Origin of the sequence: Longitalea luteola, assembly GCF_017356035.1 — a bacterium.
GTDB classification, from domain to species: domain Bacteria; phylum Bacteroidota; class Bacteroidia; order Chitinophagales; family Chitinophagaceae; genus Niastella; species Niastella luteola.
Genome location: NZ_JAFIQX010000005.1, coordinates 26566 through 52277, shown reverse-complemented (window position 1 = coordinate 52277; position 25712 = coordinate 26566). Strand labels below are relative to the sequence as shown.

At 44.0% G+C, this 25712-nt stretch carries 15 protein-coding genes and 1 CRISPR repeat array; of the genes, 7 read left to right on the top strand and 8 right to left on the bottom strand.

The window, feature by feature from the left end; translation table 11 throughout:
- Positions 1-145: 145 nt before the first annotated feature.
- The 3 genes from cas9 to cas2 all read left to right on the top strand — a co-directional run bounded on the left by cas9 (position 146) and on the right by cas2 (position 5752).
- Complete coding sequence (cas9, locus tag JUB15_RS14235; RefSeq protein WP_207513170.1) at positions 146-4348, top strand: type II CRISPR RNA-guided endonuclease Cas9; 4203 nt, start codon at positions 146-148, stop codon at positions 4346-4348.
- A gap of 121 nt (positions 4349-4469) precedes the next feature.
- Positions 4470-5366, top strand: a complete 897-nt coding sequence (gene cas1, locus JUB15_RS14230) for a type II CRISPR-associated endonuclease Cas1 (protein ID WP_207513169.1) — start codon at positions 4470-4472, stop codon at positions 5364-5366.
- Positions 5363-5752 (top strand): CRISPR-associated endonuclease Cas2, encoded by a 390-nt coding sequence (gene cas2 / locus JUB15_RS14225; protein WP_369411540.1) that lies wholly within the window; start codon positions 5363-5365, stop codon positions 5750-5752. The genes cas1 and cas2 overlap by 4 nt, the downstream gene beginning before the upstream one ends.
- Positions 5753-5851: 99 nt before the next feature.
- Positions 5852-9668: a CRISPR direct-repeat array (repeat unit 47 nt; unit sequence GCTGTCGCTGATCCAATGTACAGAATAATTTGAAAGTAAATCACAAC).
- Between the two features lie 19 nt (positions 9669-9687).
- Here the strand turns inward: cas2 and JUB15_RS14220 are convergent.
- Positions 9688-10104 carry a putative quinol monooxygenase gene (locus tag JUB15_RS14220; protein WP_207513168.1) on the bottom strand — a complete coding sequence of 139 codons (417 nt, stop codon included), beginning with the start codon at positions 10102-10104 and terminating at the stop codon, positions 9688-9690.
- 213 nt (positions 10105-10317) lie between these two features.
- Between JUB15_RS14220 and JUB15_RS14215 the strand changes: the two genes are divergently transcribed.
- Positions 10318-10749: a hypothetical protein gene (locus JUB15_RS14215; protein ID WP_207513167.1), complete on the top strand. Its 432-nt coding sequence runs from the start codon at positions 10318-10320 to the stop codon at positions 10747-10749.
- 244 nt (positions 10750-10993) lie between these two features.
- Positions 10994-11185, top strand: coding sequence for a hypothetical protein (locus JUB15_RS14210; RefSeq protein WP_207513166.1), 192 nt, complete (start codon positions 10994-10996; stop codon positions 11183-11185).
- Positions 11186-11270: 85 nt separating this feature from the next.
- Here the strand turns inward: JUB15_RS14210 and JUB15_RS14205 are convergent, their stop codons facing one another.
- The 3 genes from JUB15_RS14205 to JUB15_RS14195 all read right to left on the bottom strand — a co-directional run bounded on the left by JUB15_RS14205 (position 11271) and on the right by JUB15_RS14195 (position 16835).
- Positions 11271-12755: a T9SS type A sorting domain-containing protein gene (locus tag JUB15_RS14205; RefSeq protein ID WP_207513165.1), complete on the bottom strand. Its 1485-nt coding sequence runs from the start codon at positions 12753-12755 to the stop codon at positions 11271-11273.
- Between the two features lie 427 nt (positions 12756-13182).
- Complete coding sequence (gene cmk / locus JUB15_RS14200) at positions 13183-13872, bottom strand: (d)CMP kinase (RefSeq protein WP_207513164.1); 690 nt, start codon at positions 13870-13872, stop codon at positions 13183-13185.
- A 437-nt stretch (positions 13873-14309) separates the two neighbouring features.
- Positions 14310-16835: an ATP-dependent Clp protease ATP-binding subunit gene (locus JUB15_RS14195; protein WP_207513163.1), complete on the bottom strand. Its 2526-nt coding sequence runs from the start codon at positions 16833-16835 to the stop codon at positions 14310-14312.
- Between the two features lie 109 nt (positions 16836-16944).
- Here JUB15_RS14195 and JUB15_RS14190 point away from each other — a divergent pair, with 109 nt between their 5' ends.
- Entirely contained in the window at positions 16945-17319 is a 375-nt protein-coding gene (locus tag JUB15_RS14190) for an STAS domain-containing protein (protein ID WP_207513162.1), read from the top strand.
- A 607-nt stretch (positions 17320-17926) separates the two neighbouring features.
- Positions 17927-18604 (top strand): 2-C-methyl-D-erythritol 4-phosphate cytidylyltransferase, encoded by a 678-nt coding sequence (locus tag JUB15_RS14185; protein WP_207513161.1) that lies wholly within the window; start codon positions 17927-17929, stop codon positions 18602-18604.
- Between the two features lie 8 nt (positions 18605-18612).
- Here JUB15_RS14185 and JUB15_RS14180 read toward each other — a convergent pair whose 3' ends face one another.
- The 4 genes from JUB15_RS14180 to JUB15_RS14165 form a co-directional block, all read right to left on the bottom strand.
- On the bottom strand, positions 18613-19566 hold the full coding sequence (locus JUB15_RS14180; protein WP_207513160.1) for a GNAT family N-acetyltransferase: 954 nt from the start codon (positions 19564-19566) through the stop codon (positions 18613-18615).
- Positions 19567-22500 (bottom strand): M1 family metallopeptidase, encoded by a 2934-nt coding sequence (locus JUB15_RS14175; RefSeq protein WP_207513159.1) that lies wholly within the window; start codon positions 22498-22500, stop codon positions 19567-19569. It abuts the gene before it with no gap.
- A gap of 139 nt (positions 22501-22639) precedes the next feature.
- Positions 22640-24220: a M1 family metallopeptidase gene (locus JUB15_RS14170; RefSeq protein WP_207513158.1), complete on the bottom strand. Its 1581-nt coding sequence runs from the start codon at positions 24218-24220 to the stop codon at positions 22640-22642.
- 71 nt (positions 24221-24291) lie between these two features.
- Positions 24292-25704, bottom strand: a complete 1413-nt coding sequence (locus tag JUB15_RS14165) for a sugar transferase (RefSeq protein WP_207513157.1) — start codon at positions 25702-25704, stop codon at positions 24292-24294.
- Positions 25705-25712: the final 8 nt, after the last annotated feature.

Sequence of the window (25712 nt, the reverse complement as noted above, 5' to 3'; positions counted from 1 at the left end):
GCGAGTTAGAATTTTATGTCAGGCACATATGGCCTAACGTCTTCGTCGATCCCACACATACATTTAGTATTTAAGATACAACAAAATTGTATTAAATAGTACTAGTTGTGATTTACTTTAATTATTTATAATCGAAACGATTGCTATGCAAAAAATCCTTGGTTTAGACATTGGCACCAACAGCATTGGTTGGGCGCTGGTTGATTATGAATTTGGAAATAACGACAGTAAGATCCTTGGCATGGGTTGCCGCATTATTCCCATGGATGGGGAAATGCTTGGCAACTATGAAGCAGGTGTTTCTGTTTCTCAAACCGCTAACCGACGCCAGGCCCGGGGAAGCCGGCGACTCAAAGACCGGTATAAACTGAGAAGAAAAAGGCTGATTGCTGTTCTAAAGGTTCTTGGATGGCTCCCGGATAATTTCACCCCAGGCCATATACTACCGGTATTACCAGAAAGACTGGCTGAAATGCACACACTGTTCGGCACCACCCAAATAACCCAGGACTGGCTGGTGTATTATCTACGCAAAAAAGCATTAACCGAAAAAATAGAATTAACCGAATTAGCCAGAATATTACTGCACATGAACCAACGCCGTGGTTTTAAAAGCAACCGCAAGGCCAACAATGAAGCTCCGGCAGATAACAATAGTGAACAAGAAGATCAACTGCCAGCCAGGGAAAACAAAATAGAAGTAGTTTCTATAACAGCCGTAAAAGATACGGGTGAAATTACCCGCGGAAAAAAAGTATTTGAGATCACTTTAGCAAATGGCATTAGAGGAACGATTAGTAGAGATACTCCCCCGGATTGGGAAGGAAAAGAAATGGAACTGGAGATCAGAACGATCAGAAGCAAAAAAGATCCAACGCCCCGATACGAATTTGCCATGCCAAATAAAAGCGACTGGCAAAAAATGAAAGAAGCACTGCAAAAGGACATTTCTGCAGCTGGATTGCATATCGGGGAATACGTGCTTAATGAGATGTTAAAGAACAGGAACTACAGGGTCAGAGAAAGGATCGTCGATCGTTCCCTGTTCATTGCAGAGCTAACGGCTATTTGGGATACACAAAAACAATTTCATCCTGAGCTATCGGCTCTAAATAAAAACAATGAGATCGCAGATGCGCTTTATACTCACAACCAGGAAAAAAGGAAAGAGATCCAGGCAAACGACCTCCTACATGTGCTTCTTCACGATATCATTTATTATCAACGTCCGTTGAAATCAAAAATAAGCACCATTGGCGATTGCCGTTTTGAAAAAAAATCAGTCTGGTTAAAAGATGCAAAAGGTAATGACGTTCAACCTGCGTTAAAAGTTATTCCGGCCAGTGCTCCCCTTTTCCAGGAGTTCAGAATATGGAAAACCATTCACACTTTAAAAATATTCGTCAAAGAAAAGAAGATCAATGGTGAGTTGAAAACGGACGTAGATGAGACTGCGATCTATCTAACATCAGCCGTGAAAGAATCCTTATTCTATTTCTTCGACAACCGCGAAGAAGTTGAATTAAAAGATATTTTAAAATTTCTGAAGTTATCATCCGAAACGCACTACATCAATTATCCTGACAACACCAGATTTAAGGGTAATACAACAAAGTCCCAGTTCCGGAAATTATTTAACCGGTTGAAATTTGAAGCGGGCATTAACCTTATGCTGGACGCAGACAAAATGAACAGCTTATGGCATCTGGTATATTCTATAGACGACAGCTCAGCCATTGAAAATGCTTTAAAGCGAAAAAAATGGCAATTCCCTGAAAACGTTGCAAAAGCTGTAGCTAATCTACCTGCGTACCCATCGCAATATGGCGCTTATAGCAGCAAGGCGCTTAATAAAATGTTGCCTTTAATGCGATGTGGTAAACAATGGACTGCAGCAGCTATCGATACTGATACGCTCGGAAAGATTGAAAAGATATTAACCGGTGAATTTGATGAAAGTATTGATGATAGAATAAGAGGGCTGCTGACTCATTGTACGAGCCTTGATCAATTTCAAGGGCTTCCCGAACACCTGGCTACCTATGTAATTTATGGCAAACACAGCGAGAAGACAGGTGAACCGGTTGATAATCCAGACTTGATGAAAGGCTGGGAAGGCAAGGGCCCAGCCAACCCAATCGTGAAACAGGTTGTGAATGAAACGATCCAGGTTGTGAAAGCAGTATGGAAGCAATATGGCAGACCAGATGAAATTAGGATTGAGTTAGCGAGAGACCTCAAAAAAACCGCTGACGAAAGAAAGGAATTGTCTGCAGTTAATTTTAAAAACCAGGAAGACAAACGCCGGATAAAAGCAATTCTGCGGGAACTGAAACTGGGCGATCCTGAATCATTAGCTGACATTGACAGAATGCGCATATTGGAAGAAAATGGCAACTACGCAGCGCAGGCTAATTATTTAAAGTTCTTTAAAAAAGCATCTGAGCCAACCGGTGCCGAGATCGAAAAATACAGGTTATGGGTCGAGCAAAATTGTATTTCTCCTTATACCGGCAAACCTATTCAACTGTCACGTCTATTTACACGGGATTATGATGTAGATCACATAATACCGCGGTCAAGATATTATGATGATTCCATGGCCAATAAGGTAATTGTAGAAACCTGGGCAAATGCAGAAAAGGATAACCTCACTGCCATGCAATATATCCGGAGGAGAAGCTCAAAAGGAGACCTGCTCTCTGTGGAAGATTTCTCTGCTCACGTTAACAGAGTCTTCCGTCAGAAAAAACGCCGCCTCTTGCTAAGTGATGAAATTCCAGAAGGTTTTATTCAACGCCAATTGAATGACACCAGGTACATTACAAAAAAAGTTGTAGAACTGCTGTCTCAGGTCGTTGAAAGCAAAAAAGTAAAAACAACCATTGGGCAAATAACCGACGAATTAAAATATAAGTGGGGACTGAACGACATGATGAAACGTTTGCTGATTGAACGGTTTGAAAGGCTGGAAAAACTCACAGGAGACAGGAAAGTTGAATATGTTACTGATGAGGACGGCAAACGCCGCCTCCACCTGCAAGGTTATGAAAAGCGTATTGATCATCGACACCATGCAGTTGATGCCCTTGTTACAGCCTGTACATTACATGAACATATTCAATATATAAATACGCTCGAGGCACAAACAAAGGACGAAAACGAAAAATATAAATATCTAAAACTGCTCAAAAGCAAAAAGACAAGAGACTTTAAGGAACCGTGGCATTATTTTATTCCTGCCGCCGAAAAAGCGTTGGAACAGATCATCGTTTCATTTAAAAACCGTCACCGCATTTTAAACAAAGGTGTCAATAAACATCTTAAGTATATAGAAATAGATGGACACTGGGTTAAGGATTTTGTATCACAAACAAAAGGAGAACTATGGTCTGTAAGGCAACCATTGCATAAGGAAACGGTCTCAGGGAAACTGCAGTTCAGAAGATATAAATCAGGCAGCATTGGAGATGCTATTAAACAGCCCGAAAAAATCGCAGACAGAAAAGTAAAAGCACATTTATTATACCTCATACAGCAGTTAGGACCGGATGAAAAAAAGATCAAAAAAGCACTTAGAGAAAATCCGGCTTTTGACAGCAATAGCAATCCGATAGATAAGGTAACGATGTGGTACATGAAAGAATACTATGGCAACAGGGTAAATCTCGATGAAACTTTTACTGCAGAAAAAATAAAGGAAAAAATAGCGACCTACAATACAGAAAGTAAAAATGGTTTAAAAAACATTCTATTGACACATCTGGCCAAATGGAATAACGACCCTAAAGCCGCTTTTACAGGCGAAGGAATGGAAGCCCTGACGAAAACAGCTGGCAAACCAATCACGAAAGTCACCATCTATGAAGATTCAAAAGGAAAATTTGAGATAAGGAAAGGGCAGTTTGTTGAAGCTGCAAAAGGCACCAACCTTTTCTTTGTTATCTACGAGAATATACAGACAGGAGAAAGGGAATATGAAACGTTACGGTTAGATGAGGTGATCATAGCAAAAGCCAATGGATGGCCGTTGGTAGAGGCCAGAGAAGGCTTTAAGCACTTTATACTTTCACCAAATGATCTTGTGTATGTACCGGAGGAGGGGGAAAATACCAAAATGATCAATTGGTCAACTGAAAGGGAAAAGATCTCGAAAAGAATCTACAGAGTAGCCAGCTTCACAGGACCACAATGTTTCTTTGTTCCACATAATTATTCCAAAACGGTAATAGAAAAAGTAGAATTAGGATCATTAAACAAACAAGAAAAATCGCTGGACGAAATAATGATCAAAAAATGCTGTATCAAATTGAAGGTAGACAAGTTGGGGAATGTTTTGGAATTGTAAAGTTTAAGCTATTGGAGAATGTGGTTCAAAACTTGTCAATAATCAATAATTGATGTCAATGCATGCTCCTGGAAAATAATAGCAATATTCTGCCCGTTACAGTTAAATAACTCCAACCCTCATGATAAAGCGGACGCTTTATTTTGGCAATCCTGCCTATTTAAAAACAACGAGCGAACAATTGGTCATAGAAATGCATGATAGTGGAGAAATTAAAACAGCTCCTATTGAAGACATTGGCATATTGATTCTTGACCATCAACAAATAACTATTACGCAAGCCCTTATAGCGAAGCTTTTGGCAAATAACACAGCAGTTATAACTTGTGATCATACCCACCACCCTACCGGTTTGTTATTAAATCTTGATGGGAACAGCCTGCAAAGCATGAAATACCAGGCACAAATAGAAGCGTCAATCCCGCTTAAAAAACAATTATGGCAACAAACAATTTCTGCCAAAATTCAGAATCAGGCCACGCTATTGGCGATTCAAAGGGAAGAAAATAAGTATTTATTAAATTTGGCTTCTGCAGTTAAAAGTGGAGATCCTGATAATTGCGAAGCCAAAGCAGCTGCTTACTACTGGAAGCATATTATTCCGGATTTCCTCCAGTTCCGGCGAGAGCGTTATGGGCCGCCGCCTAATAATCTACTGAACTATGGCTATGCTATTTTACGAGCTGTGGTTGCACGGAGCCTTGTAATATCAGGTTTGTTGCCAACCCTTGGTATCCACCACCGAAATCAATATAATGCTTATTGCCTGGCTGATGATATTATGGAACCTTACCGGCCGTATGTTGATCAGGTAGTCTGTCAGATCATTCGGGGCAACGGCCGGTTTTTGGAAATGACCCCCAATATGAAAAAAGCGTTGTTGGCTATTCCGGCAATGGATGTGCAAATTGACGGGCAGAAAAGTCCGCTCATGAATGCTGTGCAGCGTACTACAGCCAGTTTGGCTAAATGTTTTGAAGGGAGATCCCGCAAACTCTTATATCCTGAAATGGAATGACTTTCATCCGACTATATCTCTTTCCCAACGGTGGAGATGGAGGAAGCCAGCATTTTGAACGCTTAAATGCCTATCGGATTATGTGGGTACTCGTATTCTTTGACCTGCCGACCGAAACCAAGAAGGATCGGAAAATTTACGCGCGATTCCGGAAGGATATATTGGCATACGGCTTTCAGATGTTCCAATTTAGCATTTATTTACGGCATTGTAGTAGTAGGGAAAATGCCAATGTACATATAGCAAGAGTAAAAAAGATACTGCCAGAAAGGGGGCATGTTGGCATAATGTGTATTACCGACAAGCAGTTTGGGATGATGGAAATCTTCCGCGGGCATGACCAGGTAAAAGCTCCGGAAACAGTTCAACAGTTGGAACTATTTTAAAAATCCGTTTCCCAGGATTGAAAAAAGCCATTTTTCCGTCAATTTTTCATTCTAAAAAACAGCCAGAACGCAGAACAGGACTGGGTTTTAGCCAATTCTGCTGTCGCTGATCCAATGTACAGAATAATTTGAAAGTAAATCACAACCTACTGCTGGTGGTGTTGCTGGTAGGTCCGGCTGTCGCTGATCCAATGTACAGAATAATTTGAAAGTAAATCACAACTTTGAGACATATTCATGCCGATTCCTAATGGCTGTCGCTGATCCAATGTACAGAATAATTTGAAAGTAAATCACAACAGCAATAAACGAATATGAAATACAAATCAAGCTGTCGCTGATCCAATGTACAGAATAATTTGAAAGTAAATCACAACGGTGAGTAATACCGAAGACGTTTAAAGAAGGCTGTCGCTGATCCAATGTACAGAATAATTTGAAAGTAAATCACAACAGCCGGTTGACGGGGAAGTATGCAAAGGAGGCTGTCGCTGATCCAATGTACAGAATAATTTGAAAGTAAATCACAACGAATATGTTATGCTTAAAGGTGAGTGCAGGCTGTCGCTGATCCAATGTACAGAATAATTTGAAAGTAAATCACAACTGAACTGGAACCTCATGCCATTAGCCTTATGCTGTCGCTGATCCAATGTACAGAATAATTTGAAAGTAAATCACAACGATTGCTACTTAGGTTTACGCGTATCGGATGCTGTCGCTGATCCAATGTACAGAATAATTTGAAAGTAAATCACAACTGCTGCCGTCGATTAATACAAAATCGTTTAGCTGTCGCTGATCCAATGTACAGAATAATTTGAAAGTAAATCACAACCCCATGCCAAATGTGCCTAGCTTGGGTGCGGCTGTCGCTGATCCAATGTACAGAATAATTTGAAAGTAAATCACAACTGACATGCACATTAAGTCGATGAAAATATCGCTGTCGCTGATCCAATGTACAGAATAATTTGAAAGTAAATCACAACCACCATTGGTATAAATCGTCCCTTGAAACTGCTGTCGCTGATCCAATGTACAGAATAATTTGAAAGTAAATCACAACCGGGCCGCGCTATAGGTACGTCCGATGAAGGCTGTCGCTGATCCAATGTACAGAATAATTTGAAAGTAAATCACAACAAGGATGAAAGGAATACATTTCTTATTGTAGCTGTCGCTGATCCAATGTACAGAATAATTTGAAAGTAAATCACAACAAGAAAGCCGCTGAATATCCAGACGAATAGGCTGTCGCTGATCCAATGTACAGAATAATTTGAAAGTAAATCACAACCGCATTGTTATAGTTTACCGGTAGTAGAAAGCTGTCGCTGATCCAATGTACAGAATAATTTGAAAGTAAATCACAACCAACATGATAGCAAGGATACACTGATTTATGCTGTCGCTGATCCAATGTACAGAATAATTTGAAAGTAAATCACAACCCAAAGGTTATTGAAAAGAAAGATTATACGCTGTCGCTGATCCAATGTACAGAATAATTTGAAAGTAAATCACAACGCAATTGCCGATGCGTTTATTACGTAATCAGCTGTCGCTGATCCAATGTACAGAATAATTTGAAAGTAAATCACAACGAAGGGTATGATGGTGTTGAGGGTGTTGTTGCTGTCGCTGATCCAATGTACAGAATAATTTGAAAGTAAATCACAACAGGGCTTTTCGTAAGATACTTATAAATCCTGCTGTCGCTGATCCAATGTACAGAATAATTTGAAAGTAAATCACAACTTAAAAGACTTTTGAACTGTCTTGTAGACAGCTGTCGCTGATCCAATGTACAGAATAATTTGAAAGTAAATCACAACAGATGATGCAGGCGATTTTCACCCTGCTGAGCTGTCGCTGATCCAATGTACAGAATAATTTGAAAGTAAATCACAACTGTTATAGTCCATCGCCTTTTCAGAAAGTTGCTGTCGCTGATCCAATGTACAGAATAATTTGAAAGTAAATCACAACCAATCACGAAAGCAACCGGTAAGGTGTTTCGCTGTCGCTGATCCAATGTACAGAATAATTTGAAAGTAAATCACAACACTGAAACGATATACTTTGAACCTTCCCAGGCTGTCGCTGATCCAATGTACAGAATAATTTGAAAGTAAATCACAACCAGGAGGCCATCATAATCGACAGCGGTTATTGCTGTCGCTGATCCAATGTACAGAATAATTTGAAAGTAAATCACAACGGAACCATTACAATCTTACATGAAAAAATAGCTGTCGCTGATCCAATGTACAGAATAATTTGAAAGTAAATCACAACTATGTTCTTTTATTCTGTCTCTTAATTGCTGCTGTCGCTGATCCAATGTACAGAATAATTTGAAAGTAAATCACAACATTGGGAATTGTTAAGTTATATAATCTGTAGCTGTCGCTGATCCAATGTACAGAATAATTTGAAAGTAAATCACAACTATAACCCCTTATATTGATTTTTACAGCCGCTGTCGCTGATCCAATGTACAGAATAATTTGAAAGTAAATCACAACTGTCGATCATAATTCCAATGTTTCAGTTTGCTGTCGCTGATCCAATGTACAGAATAATTTGAAAGTAAATCACAACTAAACGTTGGTGTGTATGGTACCGCGTCCGAGCTGTCGCTGATCCAATGTACAGAATAATTTGAAAGTAAATCACAACACTTCAATTGTTTTACCAACCGTTCTATCAGCTGTCGCTGATCCAATGTACAGAATAATTTGAAAGTAAATCACAACGAGAAGGAGATTTGAGCAAGTGCCGCCAAAGCTGTCGCTGATCCAATGTACAGAATAATTTGAAAGTAAATCACAACCAAAGCGAGGCCGATGCGAGATCACAGACTGCTGTCGCTGATCCAATGTACAGAATAATTTGAAAGTAAATCACAACTATGGCTTCAAGAGCTTTTCTACGGATACAGCTGTCGCTGATCCAATGTACAGAATAATTTGAAAGTAAATCACAACAAAACACGAACGCGACAGGCTGGACGGGTAGCTGTCGCTGATCCAATGTACAGAATAATTTGAAAGTAAATCACAACTGTCCTGACTGGACGGTAATCGATTATACAGCTGTCGCTGATCCAATGTACAGAATAATTTGAAAGTAAATCACAACTGGCGGAGCTGGCGGGGGTAAATCCTGGCTGCTGTCGCTGATCCAATGTACAGAATAATTTGAAAGTAAATCACAACACACCGAAGCGCAAGGATCAGAAGGATCTCGCTGTCGCTGATCCAATGTACAGAATAATTTGAAAGTAAATCACAACGTGCAACGCATAATCTTATTGTTTGAAAAGCTGTCGCTGATCCAATGTACAGAATAATTTGAAAGTAAATCACAACTCGTTCAGACATTAATACCTATCGTCCATCGCTGTCGCTGATCCAATGTACAGAATAATTTGAAAGTAAATCACAACCAAATTATTGTTAGATAAGAAACAATATGAGCTGTCGCTGATCCAATGTACAGAATAATTTGAAAGTAAATCACAACTAGTATGGGCTTCAGGTCAATGTAGTCCTCGCTGTCGCTGATCCAATGTACAGAATAATTTGAAAGTAAATCACAACTGCGATATTTTTAATTGATTTTAAATCAGGGCTGTCGCTGATCCAATGTACAGAATAATTTGAAAGTAAATCACAACAGCAGTAAACGGTATGTTCCATAGCCTAAAGCTGTCGCTGATCCAATGTACAGAATAATTTGAAAGTAAATCACAACATGTGGGGAGGTCCTGTATATCGAGACAAGGCTGTCGCTGATCTAATCTACAGAATATTTGCAAGCAATTCACAACGGGCCAAGGCATAATTAAGCGAGACCAACCCGCTGTCGCTGATCCAATGTACAGAATATTTTGAAAGTAAATCACAGCCCGCTGCCCCAAAACCCCACTACAACTTCTTAAACATTTCCAACATGGTCAGTTTATCTAAGGGCTCCATATCAACCAGCTTTAATGCCTTGACCATCTTCTGGGTAGACGTTTTGTAATGTTTGAAATGAGGCGTTCTTAAATGGGATTCATACGCGTCCTTATTCGCATAAATTTCGACAATCCTGATCTGATTAGGCTCACCTTGCTTAAACATCGGAAATATGGCAATTACGCCCGCTTCCTTTTTTACAGACGCGGCCGCCTCCTCTCTAAGTATATCTTTATAGTCATTGAGATATTCAGGAAAGATCTCTATCTCAGCAATCCGCACCATCATATCTTGATTAGCCTCCTGCTGTTGTGCGCTAGTTCTTGATATGCTTAAGATTAATAAAAGAACCAAAATGATTCGTGTACTTATACTTGAAGCCATTGCTATTCATTAATATAATTCAGGATCAATGCCGGCTAAAGGTAGCCTCCGTTTTGACTTATCGTTCAGCTCAATGTACTGAATAATCCGAAATAAATCCCAATGCAGCTTCAGCACGTCTGCAATACCGCCTGATCCAAACTTCATAATAATTTCAAACAAACCCATGTTGAATATACATTTTCCCTAATTTCACCCCCTAAAACCATTCTCATGGAAATAAAACCGAAAAAAGGCATCGGAGAATTCACCTTCGGCATGAAAGCTGACCAGGTAGTTGCTAAACTCGGCAAACCCGATAAAACGTACCAGGACGAAGATGATGAAAACCAATTGCTCTATCAATATAACAAACATAAACTCCGGCTCACTTTTTACCAGGACCATGACGGTAAATTAGGCTATATCAGATCGGCCAATCCTAACCTCACTTTCCAGGGAAAACCCGTCATGAATACTCCCATCGATAAAGTAAAGAGCGAAGTGTTTGGAAAGTTTATCGAAGAGTGGGAAGAAGAAGACTACGATTTCTTTGTAACCTATGTCAATGAAGATAACTGGATCGTGCTTAACGTTGAATACGATGAGGTCACTGAGATCGAACTCGGCGTGCCGGTAAAAAATGATGACGAGTACGACTGGTAATATAACATATCCATAAAGATCGTTTAAAAGGCAATGCTCAACCACCTCTGGTAAGCATTGCCTTTTTAAAAAAATAAAGTGCCGCATAACCTTAACGGCTTGACCGCTGTCAATAAATCTCCCCTCCCCGCGCTCATAATCAACTGTTATACACCGGTATAATATTCATCCCAGCGGAACTTGTTCTTCGTCAATAGGCCATCCCGCGCATAATTTCTATCATTACCCATTAATTCAACACTTTATGAAACGAATGTTTGCTGTATCCGCCCTGGTGGCTGCTGCCGCCTTTGTTACTGCTTTTTCCGGTTATCATTTCAGTGTAAAAGATCATCACGCTACCTGCAAAGGTTCGCGCTATTGCACAGCGTGTAAGAACTGTAAGGCCTGCGGCCACTGCGCCAAAAATGGCGGTTCCTGCGGCGTTTGCCGGTAAGGTCAATTTACTTCATTACCCTTTCACCCAAAACAAAAAGCCCCGGCACGCCGGGGCTTTTGTGTTCGCCTTTCGGCTTATTTCCCTATAAAACCACAATCTTCTGCACCATTCTTTCGCTGGTGGCCCTGTTATTCACCATCAGCATATATACCCCGGCCTTCAATCCACTCAGCACCATGTTGTCTTCATTATAATTGTTCCATTGCTTAATCGTTCTGCCGCCAAGATCGGCAATGATAATATCCCGCACTGCACTGCTGCCAAACAACACATTCATATTACCCGCTTTGCCTGGATTCGGATATACAGTCAGTTTACTTATCTCTTCCAGTCCGCGTACGCCTTTAACCGGTGTCACCGTGCTTTTACCATCTTTATCGATCTGCATAATACGGTACCAGCTATTCGCTTTCGCCATATTAGTTTCTTTGAACTGATAATACAAGGGAACGCTGCTGTTGCCATCGGGCGCTTTGCTGGCTACAAAGCCTACTTTTTCATATACGCCATTGCCGGTGCTGCGCTGGATCTCAAATCCATTGTTATTGCTTTCCATATTGGTTCTCCACTGCAGCGTTACATAGTTGCCGTTACGGCTGCCATTGAAATTAACCAGCGCCACAGGTAAAGTAGAAGCTGCAGGCCAGGTAATGGTCACCGTAGCTTCGTCGTACATATTGTCTGCCGATGTATTGATGTCATTGTCCGGACCGTTATCCATCATCCGGTACGTGAAGCTCAGTTCCGTTACGGTCGTTGAAGTACGGGTTACAGTAAAGGTTCCATCACTATTGATAATAACGCTTCCTTTGCTAACCAGCGGCGGCGTTACCAGCTCCCATTTCAGATCCGTATACGCATCATTCTGATCGTTATCGGTACCACCGGCGTCTACGTTACTGCTTACGGGGTAATTTAAATTGGAACCATACAAAGCGCCACTAAAAGAAGTTTCCAGCCCATTGCCGCGATTAAACACATCGTTGAGGGCTTCTGGCGCACAATTCGTTTCGGCGCATAATTCCTGTACCCCGCTGATCTTTACATTGTCGATATGATATTTAATGCTGCCCTGGCCACATCCTGCTTTAAAAGAGATGAACACCTTGAAATCTGACGCTGTTACAACGGCAGGAAAAGTAAATGTAAAACAGGTTGTACCGCCATTGGTGGGCAACAGGTAATTGTCCTGCCGGGCATAAATACTATCCGGCACCTCTGCCTGGTTCGATGTTTCTACTGTTGACTTGACAAATAAAATGTCTGCATACGAATCACAGGGGAAGGGAACGGCCTGGTCATTACCATTTACCTTTTTATAGGCATAAATGTCAAAACATACCTTAACGGTGTTGGAGGTCTTGCTTACCGGAGGCGTTCCGATATTAGCGGGGTTATTACCTCCTACACCGGGCGTTTGAATAACAACGTTATTGTTAACAGCATTAAAGTTGGCGCCTTGTGATAAGATCCAACCGGAAGGCGCCGGATCAAAATCTTCTTCCAGCTGGGCATGGGCAAGAGCTGTCATAGCTACAAATACAACGGATAGTAAATACCGCTTCATAAATAATACATTTTGTGGTTAAAAGGGATGTTAGGGGTGGTTTACAGCGGTATATTGGTCTCTGTTCTTTTCAAGGGGTATAGGCAATAATATCCTGTACTCCGGTTTACCGGAGGATATACAATCTGTGTTACTGATAAATAAAATGATGGGCTGACTGACTGCAATAGCCGCAGGTATATGCACAGAAGAATAGTCAGTGCATACTTTCTTTTAACGGTTAAAAAAGGTCAGGTACAGCCGTTCAGCGGATACTGAATGAAATTTTTAAGGAATGCAAATGATCAATAGAAGGTAAAATTGGTTTGAGAACGTAGGAGCGTTGGATAGAGATAGATCAAAAGTATAATGCGTTTGTCATATATGCAATGATGGCCATATTTAATTGACTTGAAACAAGTTTATCTTAAATAATAAGGGTTTGGCGTTAAGCGTTTTGCGTTAAACGTTCCTGCACCCATTTCTTGGCAATATCAAGCTGTTCTTTCATGGTTACATGGGAATTATCCAGCTCCAGGGCATCGTCGGCCTTGCGCAGCGGGCTTACTTCGCGGTGAGAATCAATATAATCGCGCATTTCCAGGTTGGCCCTTACTTCTTCCATGGTCACGTTGGGGTTCTTTTCATACAACTCCTGGAAGCGGCGCTTAACCCTGATATCGTTATCGGCTGTCATGAAGATCTTCAGCTCTGCATGCGGAAATACGACAGTTCCTATGTCGCGGCCATCCATTACAATACCTTTATTTTTACCCATATCCTGCTGCTGCTTCACCGCAAATTCGCGCACCTCCCGGATGGCAGCTACCTCGCTCACCTTTTCGGCCACCACCAGATCGCGGATCACATATTCCACGTTCTCGCCATTCAGGTACATCTCGCTCTGGCCGGTCTTATGGTTCGACATAAACGTAAGCTTTATATGCTGCAAAGCTTCATGTACCGCATCGAGATGGGTCCAGTCAACGTGATTACGCAAAAAATAAAGGGTGATTGCCCGGTACATGGCGCCACTATCTATATACAGGTATCCCAGCTCCCGGGCCAGCTGTTTGGCCAGTGTACTTTTTCCGCAGGACGACCATCCATCGATGGTGATAATGATCTTTTGTTGCATAGGTATTGTTGCAAAAGTAAAGCACAAGACATAAGAACCAAGACCCTGGCCTTTAGATTTTTACCAGTCTCAGCATCATCAAGAACGTTGATTTCTAAGCTAGTGCCTTTATGCCTTGCCCGCCGTAGCCCTGGCGAAGGCGGGCCCGTGCCTTTTAAGAATAATGTCGCCCCTGGTCAGGGACGACATCCATTTTGTAGTGGGACTAAATCGGCACACTACGCTGTGTCACCTGGTTAGCAGTCACCACCTTAGAGGTAACCCGAATAATATGCCGGCACATCGATAATGCCCATAATACCCGGGAATAATGTAAACCGAGGGACACGTTCTATTAACGTTGGGTCTGCTGATTAGTTGTTTACAATCCGGAAAATGCATAAAAAAACCCCTCCCGGTACACCGGGAAGGGTTATATATTATTTCTTATCGACTGCTTAGTTTGCTTCTGATCTTTCCTTGGTCGCCTTCAGCGAGAACTGGATCTTCGAGTTCTCTTTATCAAGGTCGGCCACCAGGGTGTCGCCTTGTTTAATGTGCAGGCTCAGGATCTCTTCTGCAAGCGGGTCTTCCAGGTATTTCTGGATCGCCCGGTGTAAAGGACGGGCGCCGAATTGCTGGTCGTATCCTTTTTCAGCGATGAAGTGTTTTGCTTCGGTGGTTAACTCCAGGGTAAATCCTAAGTTAGCCAGGCGTTTCATCACCCCTTTCATCAGGATGTCGATGATACTGAAGATGTGGTCTTTATTCAGTGAATTAAAGATGATCACATCGTCGATACGGTTCAGGAACTCAGGCGAGAAAGTGCGCTTCAACGCTTTTTCAATAACGGCTTTGTTATTTTCATTGGCGCTTTGCGTACGTGCCTGGGTTGCGAAACCTACACCATCACCGAAATCTTTCAACTGACGTACACCAATGTTCGAGGTCATGATGATGGTCGTGTTCTTGAAGTCCACTCTTCTGCCTAATCCGTCTGTAAGCTGTCCATCATCGAGCACCTGTAACAGGATGTTGTAAATATCCGGGTGTGCCTTTTCAATCTCATCGAGCAGGATCACCGAATACGGTTTGCGGCGGACTTTCTCGGTCAACTGACCACCTTCTTCATAACCTACATATCCCGGAGGCGCACCAATTAAACGGCTAACCGTAAATTTCTCCATGTATTCACTCATGTCGATGCGGATGAGCGCATCTTCAGAGTCGAACATGTAGCGGGCCAGTGAACGGGCCAGCTCGGTTTTACCAACCCCGGTAGGTCCCAGGAAGATGAATGTACCGATCGGCTTTTTCGGATCTTTCAAACCTACGCGGTTACGTTGGATTGCTTTCACCACTTTTTCGATCGCATCATCCTGACCGATCACCATACCACGCATATCTTCGGCCATGCGGCGCAGTTTTTCGCTTTCTGCCTGCACCATCCGCTTAACCGGGATGCCGGTCATCATGCTCACTACTTCGGCAATGGCTTCATCGTCTATGGGATAGCGTTTATGTTTGCTTTCTTCTTCCCAGCTTGCTTTTGCTTTTTCCAGCTCTTCCTGCAAACGTTTTTCGGTATCGCGTAAAGAAGCTGCTTCTTCAAATTTCTGGCTCTTTACGACTTTATTCTTTTCCACCTTTACATCTTCGATCTTCTTTTCCAGATCGAGGATCTCTTTCGGCACGTTGATGTTCTTCAGGTGAACACGGGCGCCTACTTCGTCCATCACGTCAATTGCCTTGTCGGGCAACAGCCGGTCGGTAATGTAACGGTCGCTTAATTTTACGCAGGCGTCGATCGCATCGTCACTGTAAGTAACGTTGTGATAATCCTCGTATTTGGATTTGATATTGTTCAGGATCTGAACAGTTTCATCAACACTTGGTGGCTCTACCATTACTTTCTGGAAACGACGATCGAGGGCGCCGTCTTTTTCGATGTACATTCTGTACTCGTCCAGGGTAGAAGCGCCAATGCATTGGAGCTCGCCACGGGCCAGGGCTGGTTTGAAGATGTTGGAAGCATCCAGCGAACCACTGGCGCCACCGGCTCCTACTATGGTATGAATTTCATCAATGAACAGGATCACATCCCTGTTTTTCTCCAGTTCATTCATGATGGCTTTCATGCGCTCTTCAAACTGACCACGGTATTTTGTACCGGCTACGAGGGCAGCGAGGTCTAATGAAATAACGCGTTTATCAAATAATACTCTCGATACTTTACGTTGAACGATCCGCAGTGCCAAACCTTCCACGATTGCTGTTTTACCTACACCGGGCTCACCGATCAGGATCGGGTTGTTCTTTTTACGGCGCGACAGGATTTGTGATACCCTTTCTATTTCTTCTTCACGTCCTACGATCGGGTCAAGGGCACCGCTCTCGGCTAAACGTGTAATGTCGCGGCCAAAATTGTCCAGTACCGGTGTTTTACTTTTTGTATTTCCGGCAGAGCGTGATTTCTGCTGCGAATATTTCTTTTCATCATCAAAATCGTCTTCGTTCTCGTCGGCATATTCACTGCGTACGTCGTTGCTTTTTACAACGCCTAATTCGTTTCTGAATAAATCGTAATCCACGTCGAACTGATTTAAGATTTGAGTTGCTATGTTTTCCTTATTCTTTAGAATGGAGAGCATTAAATGTTCCGTTTCTACAGTCGGACTCTTTAGCGCTTTTGCTTCCAGCACAGTTACGCGAATCACCTTTTCGGCCTGCTTGGTGAGTGGCAAACTGTTTATGTTAGCAATGTTTTTACCGGTTTTGTCTTTTACTGCCAGTTCTACTTCTTTCCGCAATTCGTACAGATCCACATTAAAGCTTTTCAATATACGGACAGCAGTGTTCTCTCCTTCACGGATCAACCCCAGCAACAAATGTTCAGTTCCGATAAAATCGTTCCCAAGCCGTAAAGCCTCCTCTCTGCTAAAAGAAATGATCTCCTTTACCTGGGCTGAAAAATTGTTGTCCATTTTATTTATAATTTGTTGTGTGTTATACAATAATAACGAATATTTTTGACATTCTGTTGTTCCCTTTTATTAACGGATTCCAGCTAATTAAAGTACTTAAAAGGTCTATATGCAGTTCAAAATTGATACCAGTGAGAAATTCCATGCCATTAGGATCAAAGAACCGGTTTTATCTGCTAATATGACAGGAGAATTGGATGCCTGTTTAAAGCCGCTTTTGAAACAGGATATTAAAAACGTGGTGCTTATTTTACAAGACATTCAAAACATCGATAACGCTGCCGGTGAACATCTTGTGCAATTGCAGCAAAGCTTTTATGAGCAGAGTGCATCGTTCGTGATCTGCTGCCTTCAAAAGCCCGTTGAAAAAGCCCTTGACGATGCCGGGCTGCTCGAATTATTGAATGTTGCCCCCACCGAAAGTGAAGCATGGGACATCGTTCATATGGAAGAGATCGAACGCGAACTGGGCGACGCCCTGTAGTTTGAATTTTGCAAGTGACCAGGCATTACAACCTCAAAAAACCGGACCATGACTAGAACCGCCGTTTCGTCACCTGGATTTGTCAAAAGTCTTTCTTTATTTGATATGTTAAAATTTGGGGGATCGGGAAATATAGGGATATGTTACAGGTTACAAGTTGCATGTTGCAGGGAAATACAAACAATTTAGCTGGAACCCGTGTGATATTCAGGACCTGTTATGTAGGAAGGTGTTACAGGTTACAAGTTGCATGTTACAGGGAAATACAAACAATTTAGCTGGAACCCGTGTGATATTCAGGACCTGTTATGTAGGAAGGTGTTACAGGCTTGCCTGCCGGCAAGCAGTTACAGGTTACAAGTTGCATGTTACAGGGAAATACAGTCTACTATAACCTGTAACCCCTGGTACCTGCAACCCATGTACCCCCTGAAACCTGTAACCTGGAACCTGTAACCATTGAAACCCCTGAAACCTGAAACCTGTAACCTGGAACTTGTAACCCAAGAACCTGTAGCTCCTGAAACCTGTACCCTGGAACCTGCAACGCAATACTAAGATCAGACAGCTATCATCTTATTCCCAGACAATAAAAGAACGCATAAACTTGAAAAAATACGCCATAATCGTCGCCGGAGGATCCGGTTCGCGGATGGGCACTACACTCCCCAAACAGTTCCTGCCGCTCTGTGGAAAGCCGGTACTATGGCATTCGCTCAACAGTTTCCTGCTTGCCTGGACCGACCTCGAGATCATTCTCGTATTACCACAGGATCATCTTACCGTCGGCCAGGACATCGTGAACACCACCAGCCACCCGGCCCGTATAACGATCACAGTAGGTGGCGAAACCCGCTTTCACTCTGTAAAAAATGGCCTCTCACTGATCAACGAACCCGCCATCGTCTTTGTACATGACGCCGTGCGCTGTTTGATCACCACCGATCTCATTCATCGCTGTTATGATACAACCCTCGAAAAAGGAAATGCCATCCCCGCCATTCAACCGATCGATACACTTCGGATAACAACGCCTGACGGCAATCAGCTGCTCGACCGCGACAAGGTGCGCATCATTCAAACACCCCAGACCTTTTACAGCGACATCATCAAAAAAGCGTTTCAACAACCTTACGATCCCTCCTTTACCGATGAAGCCAGTGTGGTGGAAAAACTCGGCATACCCATTCAGTTGATCGAAGGCGAATCGACCAATATCAAAATAACCCGCCCCCTCGATCTGCTGCTGGCGGAAAAAATACTCGCATCGAACAGTGCTTCCTGATGGGGTGCTTATTCCGTTCCGCTTCTTCGCTCGTAAGGTGATCGCTTTAACCAGCGTACTACAGGTGGTAATTTATTAATGGCCAGGTGCGGATACCAGTTCAACTGTCCGCCCAAACACTCGAACACAAAGGCAATGCCCGGCACATCGGACCCTTCAAAATCGAACAGATAGCCGCTGCCGGCATATTTTTTAATGAGGTTATCCAATACAAAATAGAAGCCGCCACACTCGTATGCCTCCGGCCTGTTACCGGCGAGCAGACTATACACGCGTTGTTTATGAACAATATAGGCATCGCTGGCAATGATGTTGCCGGCCCTGTCAACCGCGGCCATCGTATTACAGGCTTCTACATGCGGTTTGATATTTTTAAATAAGCTGATGAATTTCTCATACGCCTGCATAGGCACATGATCTTTTTCCGCCATCATCTGGTACGACAACTCCGTTATCTTCTCAATAGCTATTCCTTCTGCCGGCTGCAAACCCGCTTCTGCTGCTTTACGCAATTTGCGGCGGGCATGGCGGTTATAGTTTTCGTATAAGGTCGAATACGGGCTCTTCAATGGCAACACATAGTTCCGTCGTTGGGTAATGGCTGGTCCGTCGAGCACATTATTACCTTCGTTGAGGTCAATATCAATGAGTTTGAATATACCAGGTATGCTGCTGATGAAGGTTTCCATCAGCTGTTTATCAACAGGCCGCCCTGAAAATACACCCAGGTGCGCCGTTGTAAAGGGCTGGCACAAATACTTAATGCCATACTTCTTTCGCCACGTCAGGGGCATCACCGCTTCATAATCGCCCAGCACCAAAGCATCCCAGGCATCGGCCATATAGTCGAGGTAAAAGGAATACCCATACAACAAACCATTCGCTGCATGGCTGATACATCGATCCCATTTGCCGGTATCGATCTGGTGGCGTTGCAGGTATTGTATGTTGGGGTAAGCCATCTAAAACGGGATCTTATTACCTGTTGCCTTGCGGATATTAAACCGGTGTACGTCTATGCTGAAGGAGATCTTTTTAAAGAATGTATTTTCTTCCGGTACGGTCTTCATATTATCCCTGAACTCCCTGCTGTATAACACGGGTGCATAAATGTGCACCAGGTCTTTGAACAGGGTCAGCTGCAAACCGGCTACATACAGGAACCGGCTGGTGGCGGCATTCTTTTTCCACGCATCGGCATACGTACCTGCATCGAGGAAGATCTTCACCGGTAATGGGACCGGAAACATTCCTTTCGGCAAGGTCGTGGTCAGGTTCATGGAGGCGATCCAGTTATCTGAACGGCCCTGCAGTCCCTGGAACAGATCGGTACGCAGTTTGAGGCCGCCATCGCGCATCATGATCTGCTGGCTTGATAGTCCATCCGGTTCATTACGGCCGATGAAATAATTGCTGTAGGTATAATCTTCATAACCCCGCACAGCGGTTAACTTAGGCTGGTAGATCGACGTACGGGCCTGTTTCAGCACTGTTTTTTCACCCAGGTAACCGAATTTGGCAGCGAACACCCGCATTTGCAAGCCACCTGCATTCGCATAATTAAAGAAGTAATGGCCGGTGGCGGAAGCACGGTAAAAACCTTCGCCCTGCTGCACCTGCAGTTGCACATCATACGGATATAAAGCCCTGTAATCGGTGATATTGAAACTAAGCTGGTTCAGGTAACGATGGCTGGTGGGTCCTTCGGTGGGATAGAATTCCCCATCCTCATTTTTCATAACATAACGGAAACCGCCCTCCCAGATCAGAAAGCTGCGCCATTCCAGCCACTTTTCAATACTACTTCGGGGATTTTTATTGTTAAAGGTGAACCGCAAAGCCGGAGCGATCTTATGAAAGCCGGCATATACTTTATGGCCGTTGCTGTCGACCCCTTCACGGGTAGAAAAGCGGGCGCCGCTTACCGACAAATCAATTTTTTCAAACGCCCCGTCTGGCCGCCAGGTATAACCGACGCGGCCCAGGCCCATCAACTCTTTTGTACCGGTTGCGTACAGGGGCGCCACAAAGAACTGCAGTTTATGCGCCGGTAAGGTATAATTGTGCAACGCCAGTCCCACCATGAACTTATCATATACATTATACCCGGCCGCCGGCATCCAGTTGAGATAATTTACGCGGTCGTAATCTTTAAAGGAGAACATAAAAGCCGGCCGTAATTTTTTGGGCCTTTTATCCGGATTAATGCCTCCTTTTTGATCTAATGAATCAAACAAATGCTGCACGGCTTTTCCATCACCTACGGTAAAATGCTGTTTGAAATCTGCCGGGGAAGGATGTTTGAACTGCCATTGCTGATAATAGGCCTTCATACAACTATCGAAGCGTTGGGTGCCCATGGCCTGTTCCAAACGCTGCAATAATATCGCCGTCTTGGTGTAGCTCATGACCGCGTAATTCAAAAAAGTGAAATCAGCAGAATGAGTGGCAACGGGCTGGTCTTTTTTGATCTTTGCCAGTGCATCTATGAACAGGGCCCCTTCATTTTCAGGCAGTCTTTTTTGCACCCAGGCCACCAGATTGGATTTCTCATATTTACGCGCTTTATACCGGGTGTCGTAATAGCTGTTCACGCCTTCGTCGAGCCAGGGATGTGCGCGTTCATTGCTGGCCAGGATGCCATAGAACCAGTTATGCCCCACTTCATGTTCAATGGTCATGTCGAGCTGTTTGGCATCCATGCCCGGCGACAGACTGGTAATGGTGGGATATTCCATACCGCCGTCAAATCCCATTTTCGCTTCTACCACGCTTACTACATTATAAGGGTACTCGCCAATGAGGTTCGACCTGAAATGCACCGCATCTTTAATGTATTGAACGCTGTTCTTCCAGGCTTCGCTGCCGGCCGACCGGTAAAAGCTCATGGCCTGCACTACCCTGCCCGATGCCAGTTTGATGGTATCCTGTAACACGATGAAACTGGAATCGGCAAACCAGGCAAAATCATGGACGTTATCCTGTTTGTATCTCAGGGTTTTGGTGGTTTGTGGGATCAGGTTGGCGGGTCGTTTCGATGGAGGCGTTTGTGGTTTATGGTTTGTGGTTTGTGGTTTGTGGTTTGTGGGTTTTGGTTTCGCAGCTTTGCCCGCCGAAGCCCTGGCGGAGGCGGGCCGTTTAACGTTTGCCGTTTCACGTTTGCCGTTTGCCGGTTGCCGGTTGTCTATCGATTTGCCGTCTGCCGGCTTCGATTTCGTTTTCAACCAATTGATTTCCGATTCATTTTGTAATTCGCCGGTAGCTGCCACCACATACTGATCGGGAACGGTGATGCGCACATCAAAACTGCCAAACTCGCTGTAGAATTCGCCCTGATCGAGGTAAGGCATCGGATGCCAGCCTTCCCGGTCATACACCGCCGGTTTGGGATACCATTGGGTTACCTGATAGGAATGGCCGGTATGTCCGCCCCGTGAAAAATTAGCCGGCAGCTGTACATGAAAGGGTGTGGTTATTTCGGTTTCCTGTCCGGGTAACAAAGGCGCCGGCAGGTTTACTTTTATAATATCGATGTGTACCGGATGATCTTCTGTTTTAAGCGTATTATTGGCCACCCTGAAATCGAGCCGGTTGATATAGCCTCTTTTCTCGCGGGGAGAAAAATAAAAATCCGTCTTGCCATTGCCAAGGGCCTGATCGCTGAATGCGGTGCGGTCGTTCTTGAAGGCATTGGGCCATAAATGGAACCAGATAAAATGCAGCGTATCCGGGGAATGATTGATATAACGCAGCTTTAAAAAACCTTCCAGCGTATGCTCCCGGTCGTTCAGGGATACGTCAATGGTATAATGCACTTCCTGTTGCCAGTAAGGCGATTGGCCGATGGCCTTTCCACTGACTATGGCTATTAGTAAAAGAAGGTAAAGCTTTTTCATGGTGAATGGTGAATGGTCAATGGTGAATACGCTGAACCTGCCTGCCGGCAGGCAGGCGCCGAACGCAAATACAACTCAATAACTTAATAACTCAATAACTTGCCCTATAAACTTTGAACTCTGAACTTTGAACTTTGAACTATTTAACCAGCTTGCCTTCTTTATTCAACAAAGCAAAGTATTCATCTAAATTCTTACCGCTTACTTTCTCCAGTTCTTTCTTCAGATCTTCGGGTGTAGGATGTTTGTACTGCCAGTTGGCGAAATAGGCCTGCAACCCTTTGTCAAGCACATCGCGGCCCAACACATTCTCCAGGATATACAACCATACCGCTGTCTTCACATAAATAACCAGCCCATACTCATCTTTATTCGAAAAACCGGTTGATCCGGTGCTGATCGGCTGATCGGCCGGAATGGAGTTCAACACTTCGTAGATCCTTGCCTGGAAGGCCGCCACATCCAGCTCCTTCACATCCCTGGGGATCATCGATCCGAACAGGCTGTTGGTACGGTATTTCTCTGCTTCATACCTGAACTGGAAATAGGTATTGATGCCTTCATCCATCCAGGGAAAATCGCGTTCATTGGTTCCCAGGATGCCCATGAACCAGTTGTGGCCCACTTCATGCGTGATCACGGCATCCATCTCTTCTTCTTTTGCGTTCGGACTGGTAATTAACGTGATCATCGGGTATTCCATCCCGCCGGATGACAGGTTCTTCGGTCCTTCCACGGCCTGCACCACGGGATATGGATACTGACCGATCCATTTGGAATAATGGCGTACGGCGTCCTTAATATAATTGACACTATTCTTCCAGGTCTTATTACCCGCCGACTGCCCATAGGAAAATACGTTCACCGTATCCCGTTCGGTCAGCTGCAGGGTATCGTAGCGAATGATAAAATCCTTGCCGGCAAACCAGGCAAAATCATGGATGCGATCGCCGGTGTATTGCAAGGTCTTTAATTTTCCGGGCGTAGCCGTTTTATAAGGTACTGTTTTAATCCCTTTGTTATTTTCAATACCGATCTGTTTGTATTTGTTCAGTTCGCTTAATGTTTGCAGGGTGCCGGTGGCGCCTACTACATACTCGGAGGGCAATGTAATATTCACCTTGAAGCTGCCGTATTCACTGTAAAATTCTCCCTGGTCGAGGTAAGGGAAAGCATGCCAGCCCGTGCGGTCGTACACCGCCGGTTTGGGATACCACTGGCAGATCATGAACTGCTGGCCGCTGTAACCTGAGCGGGAATAATAGTTCGGCAGTTTTACATAGAACGGTGTGGAAATGGTCACCTGTTTGCCGGGCAATAAAGGCTGCGGCAACACCACCTTCACCACATCGATATTGGAATCGCTTTGGGTAACGGCTGCTTGTCCGTTGATCGTGAACCGCAGGCTGTCGATATAGCCGGGTTCGGTTTCAGTAACTTTCTTATCGCTGCTTTTATCGGCCGCCAGCTGTCTGGCCAGTGCGGTGTTCTTATTCTTATACGCATTGGGCCATAAATGGAACCAGATATAGGTAAGCGTATCGGGTGAGTGGTTGATATAGTCTACCGACAGGTCGCCTTTTAAACTATGCTGTTTATCGTTCAGCGCTACCTGGATATTATAATTCACTTCCTGCTGCCAGTAATCGTTAACCTGCGAAAAACCTACAGATGGCAAAGCCGCTATCAACAATGGGGCAATCTTTCTTTTTAAGTTCATTTTCCGAATTATGTATTTTGTATTCCATTAGCACATCAGCAAATTAGCTAATTAGCTAATTTGCTAATTAATTAGCGTCCTTTTCCAAGAAATATGATCCTCAAGGTATGCACCATGATCTTAAAATCAAGGGCCAGGGAGATGTTCTCGATATAGATGAGGTCGTATTTCATGCGCCTGATCATTTCGTCAACGTTCTCGGCATAACCGAACTGCACCATGCCCCAGGAGGTTAAACCGGGTTTTACTTTCAGGAGGTACGAATAATAAGGCACTTTCTGATGGATATGGTGAATATAATAAGCCCGCTCTGGCCGGGGGCCCACCAGGCTCATCTCGCCTTTGATGATATTCCACAGCTGGGGCAATTCGTCGAGCCGCCATTTCCGCATAACCCGCCCCCAGGGCGTTACCCGCGGATCGGTTTCAGACGACAACTGCGGTCCGTTCTTTTCCGCCGGATGGTACATTGAGCGGAATTTATAAATGCGGAATTTCCTGCCTTTATACCCTATTCGCTCCTGCGAATAAAAGACCGGTCCGGGCGAACCCATTTTAACCCGGATGACCGCATACAACATCAGGGGCAGCAGGAAGATCAATCCCAATATAGCCACTGAAACATCGATCACCCGTTTGATGTTCTGTTGCCACTCGGGCATGAGGCCCGATTTAATTTCGGTGAGCACAGCGCCAAACAGGTTGCTGGTCTTTACCGAACCCGATAGTATATCCAGGATATCGGGCACGATCTTCACTTCCACATCCATTTCGCTCAGCCGGTTCACGATCTTTTCTACCTCGTGTTTTTCTTCTTTTTGCAGTGCAATCACCACCAGCTGAATGTGTTGCCGCTGTACGACTTTTTCCATTTCAGGCAGCAGGCCAAACCAGGGAATATGTTTCCGCAGCCCGTTGGGTTCACCGGTGGTAATAAAACCGGTATAATGATAGCCGGCGAGCCGCAGTCCGTCGCGGGTTTCCAGGTAGATCTTTTCGGCAATGCTGTTGCCGCCGATCAACAGGGTATTGAAACGTACATGGCCTTCGCGCAGCTGATGCTTTACTTTATCTAATAATATGACCCGGCCGATCCAGGTAAAGACCAGTTGGGCGGCAATATAGGTGCTCAGGGCCTTGTAATAATAGGTGTATTCTTTTTGGGGGTCATTGATCACGATGGCGAAGAAGATGATGGTGCAACCAACGATACAACACAGGGTTGTTAATACGAATTCATTTAGCCGCGATTTTCCGTACAGGGAGTGATAGGCCCCTACCAGGGCGTAAAAGATGATCCAGGTAATGGGGATCAGGCTGATGCCCCACCAGAACCGGTTGTTGAGCAGCAGCTCGTTCTCTATAAAGATGTGTTCATTCAACAAATATCGCCGCGAGAAGTACAAAACGATCCAGGCCAGGATGGCCGCAAAGTAGTCCCCAAGCAGGTACCAGGTACTATGGATGCGTTTTACAGAAGGCATGTATAGGG

Coding starts and splice junctions, on each gene's coding strand:
- cas9 (WP_207513170.1), top strand. CDS start 146: ATGCAAAAAATCCTTGGTTTAGACATTGGCACCAACAGCATTGGTTGG.
- cas1 (WP_207513169.1), top strand. CDS start 4,470: ATGATAAAGCGGACGCTTTATTTTGGCAATCCTGCCTATTTAAAAACA.
- cas2 (WP_369411540.1), top strand. CDS start 5,363: ATGACTTTCATCCGACTATATCTCTTTCCCAACGGTGGAGATGGAGGA.
- JUB15_RS14220 (WP_207513168.1), bottom strand. CDS start 10,104: ATGGCTTCAAGTATAAGTACACGAATCATTTTGGTTCTTTTATTAATC.
- JUB15_RS14215 (WP_207513167.1), top strand. CDS start 10,318: ATGGAAATAAAACCGAAAAAAGGCATCGGAGAATTCACCTTCGGCATG.
- JUB15_RS14210 (WP_207513166.1), top strand. CDS start 10,994: ATGAAACGAATGTTTGCTGTATCCGCCCTGGTGGCTGCTGCCGCCTTT.
- JUB15_RS14205 (WP_207513165.1), bottom strand. CDS start 12,755: ATGAAGCGGTATTTACTATCCGTTGTATTTGTAGCTATGACAGCTCTT.
- cmk (WP_207513164.1), bottom strand. CDS start 13,872: ATGCAACAAAAGATCATTATCACCATCGATGGATGGTCGTCCTGCGGA.
- JUB15_RS14195 (WP_207513163.1), bottom strand. CDS start 16,835: ATGGACAACAATTTTTCAGCCCAGGTAAAGGAGATCATTTCTTTTAGC.
- JUB15_RS14190 (WP_207513162.1), top strand. CDS start 16,945: ATGCAGTTCAAAATTGATACCAGTGAGAAATTCCATGCCATTAGGATC.
- JUB15_RS14180 (WP_207513160.1), bottom strand. CDS start 19,566: ATGGCTTACCCCAACATACAATACCTGCAACGCCACCAGATCGATACC.
- JUB15_RS14175 (WP_207513159.1), bottom strand. CDS start 22,500: ATGAAAAAGCTTTACCTTCTTTTACTAATAGCCATAGTCAGTGGAAAG.
- JUB15_RS14170 (WP_207513158.1), bottom strand. CDS start 24,220: ATGAACTTAAAAAGAAAGATTGCCCCATTGTTGATAGCGGCTTTGCCA.
- JUB15_RS14165 (WP_207513157.1), bottom strand. CDS start 25,704: ATGCCTTCTGTAAAACGCATCCATAGTACCTGGTACCTGCTTGGGGAC.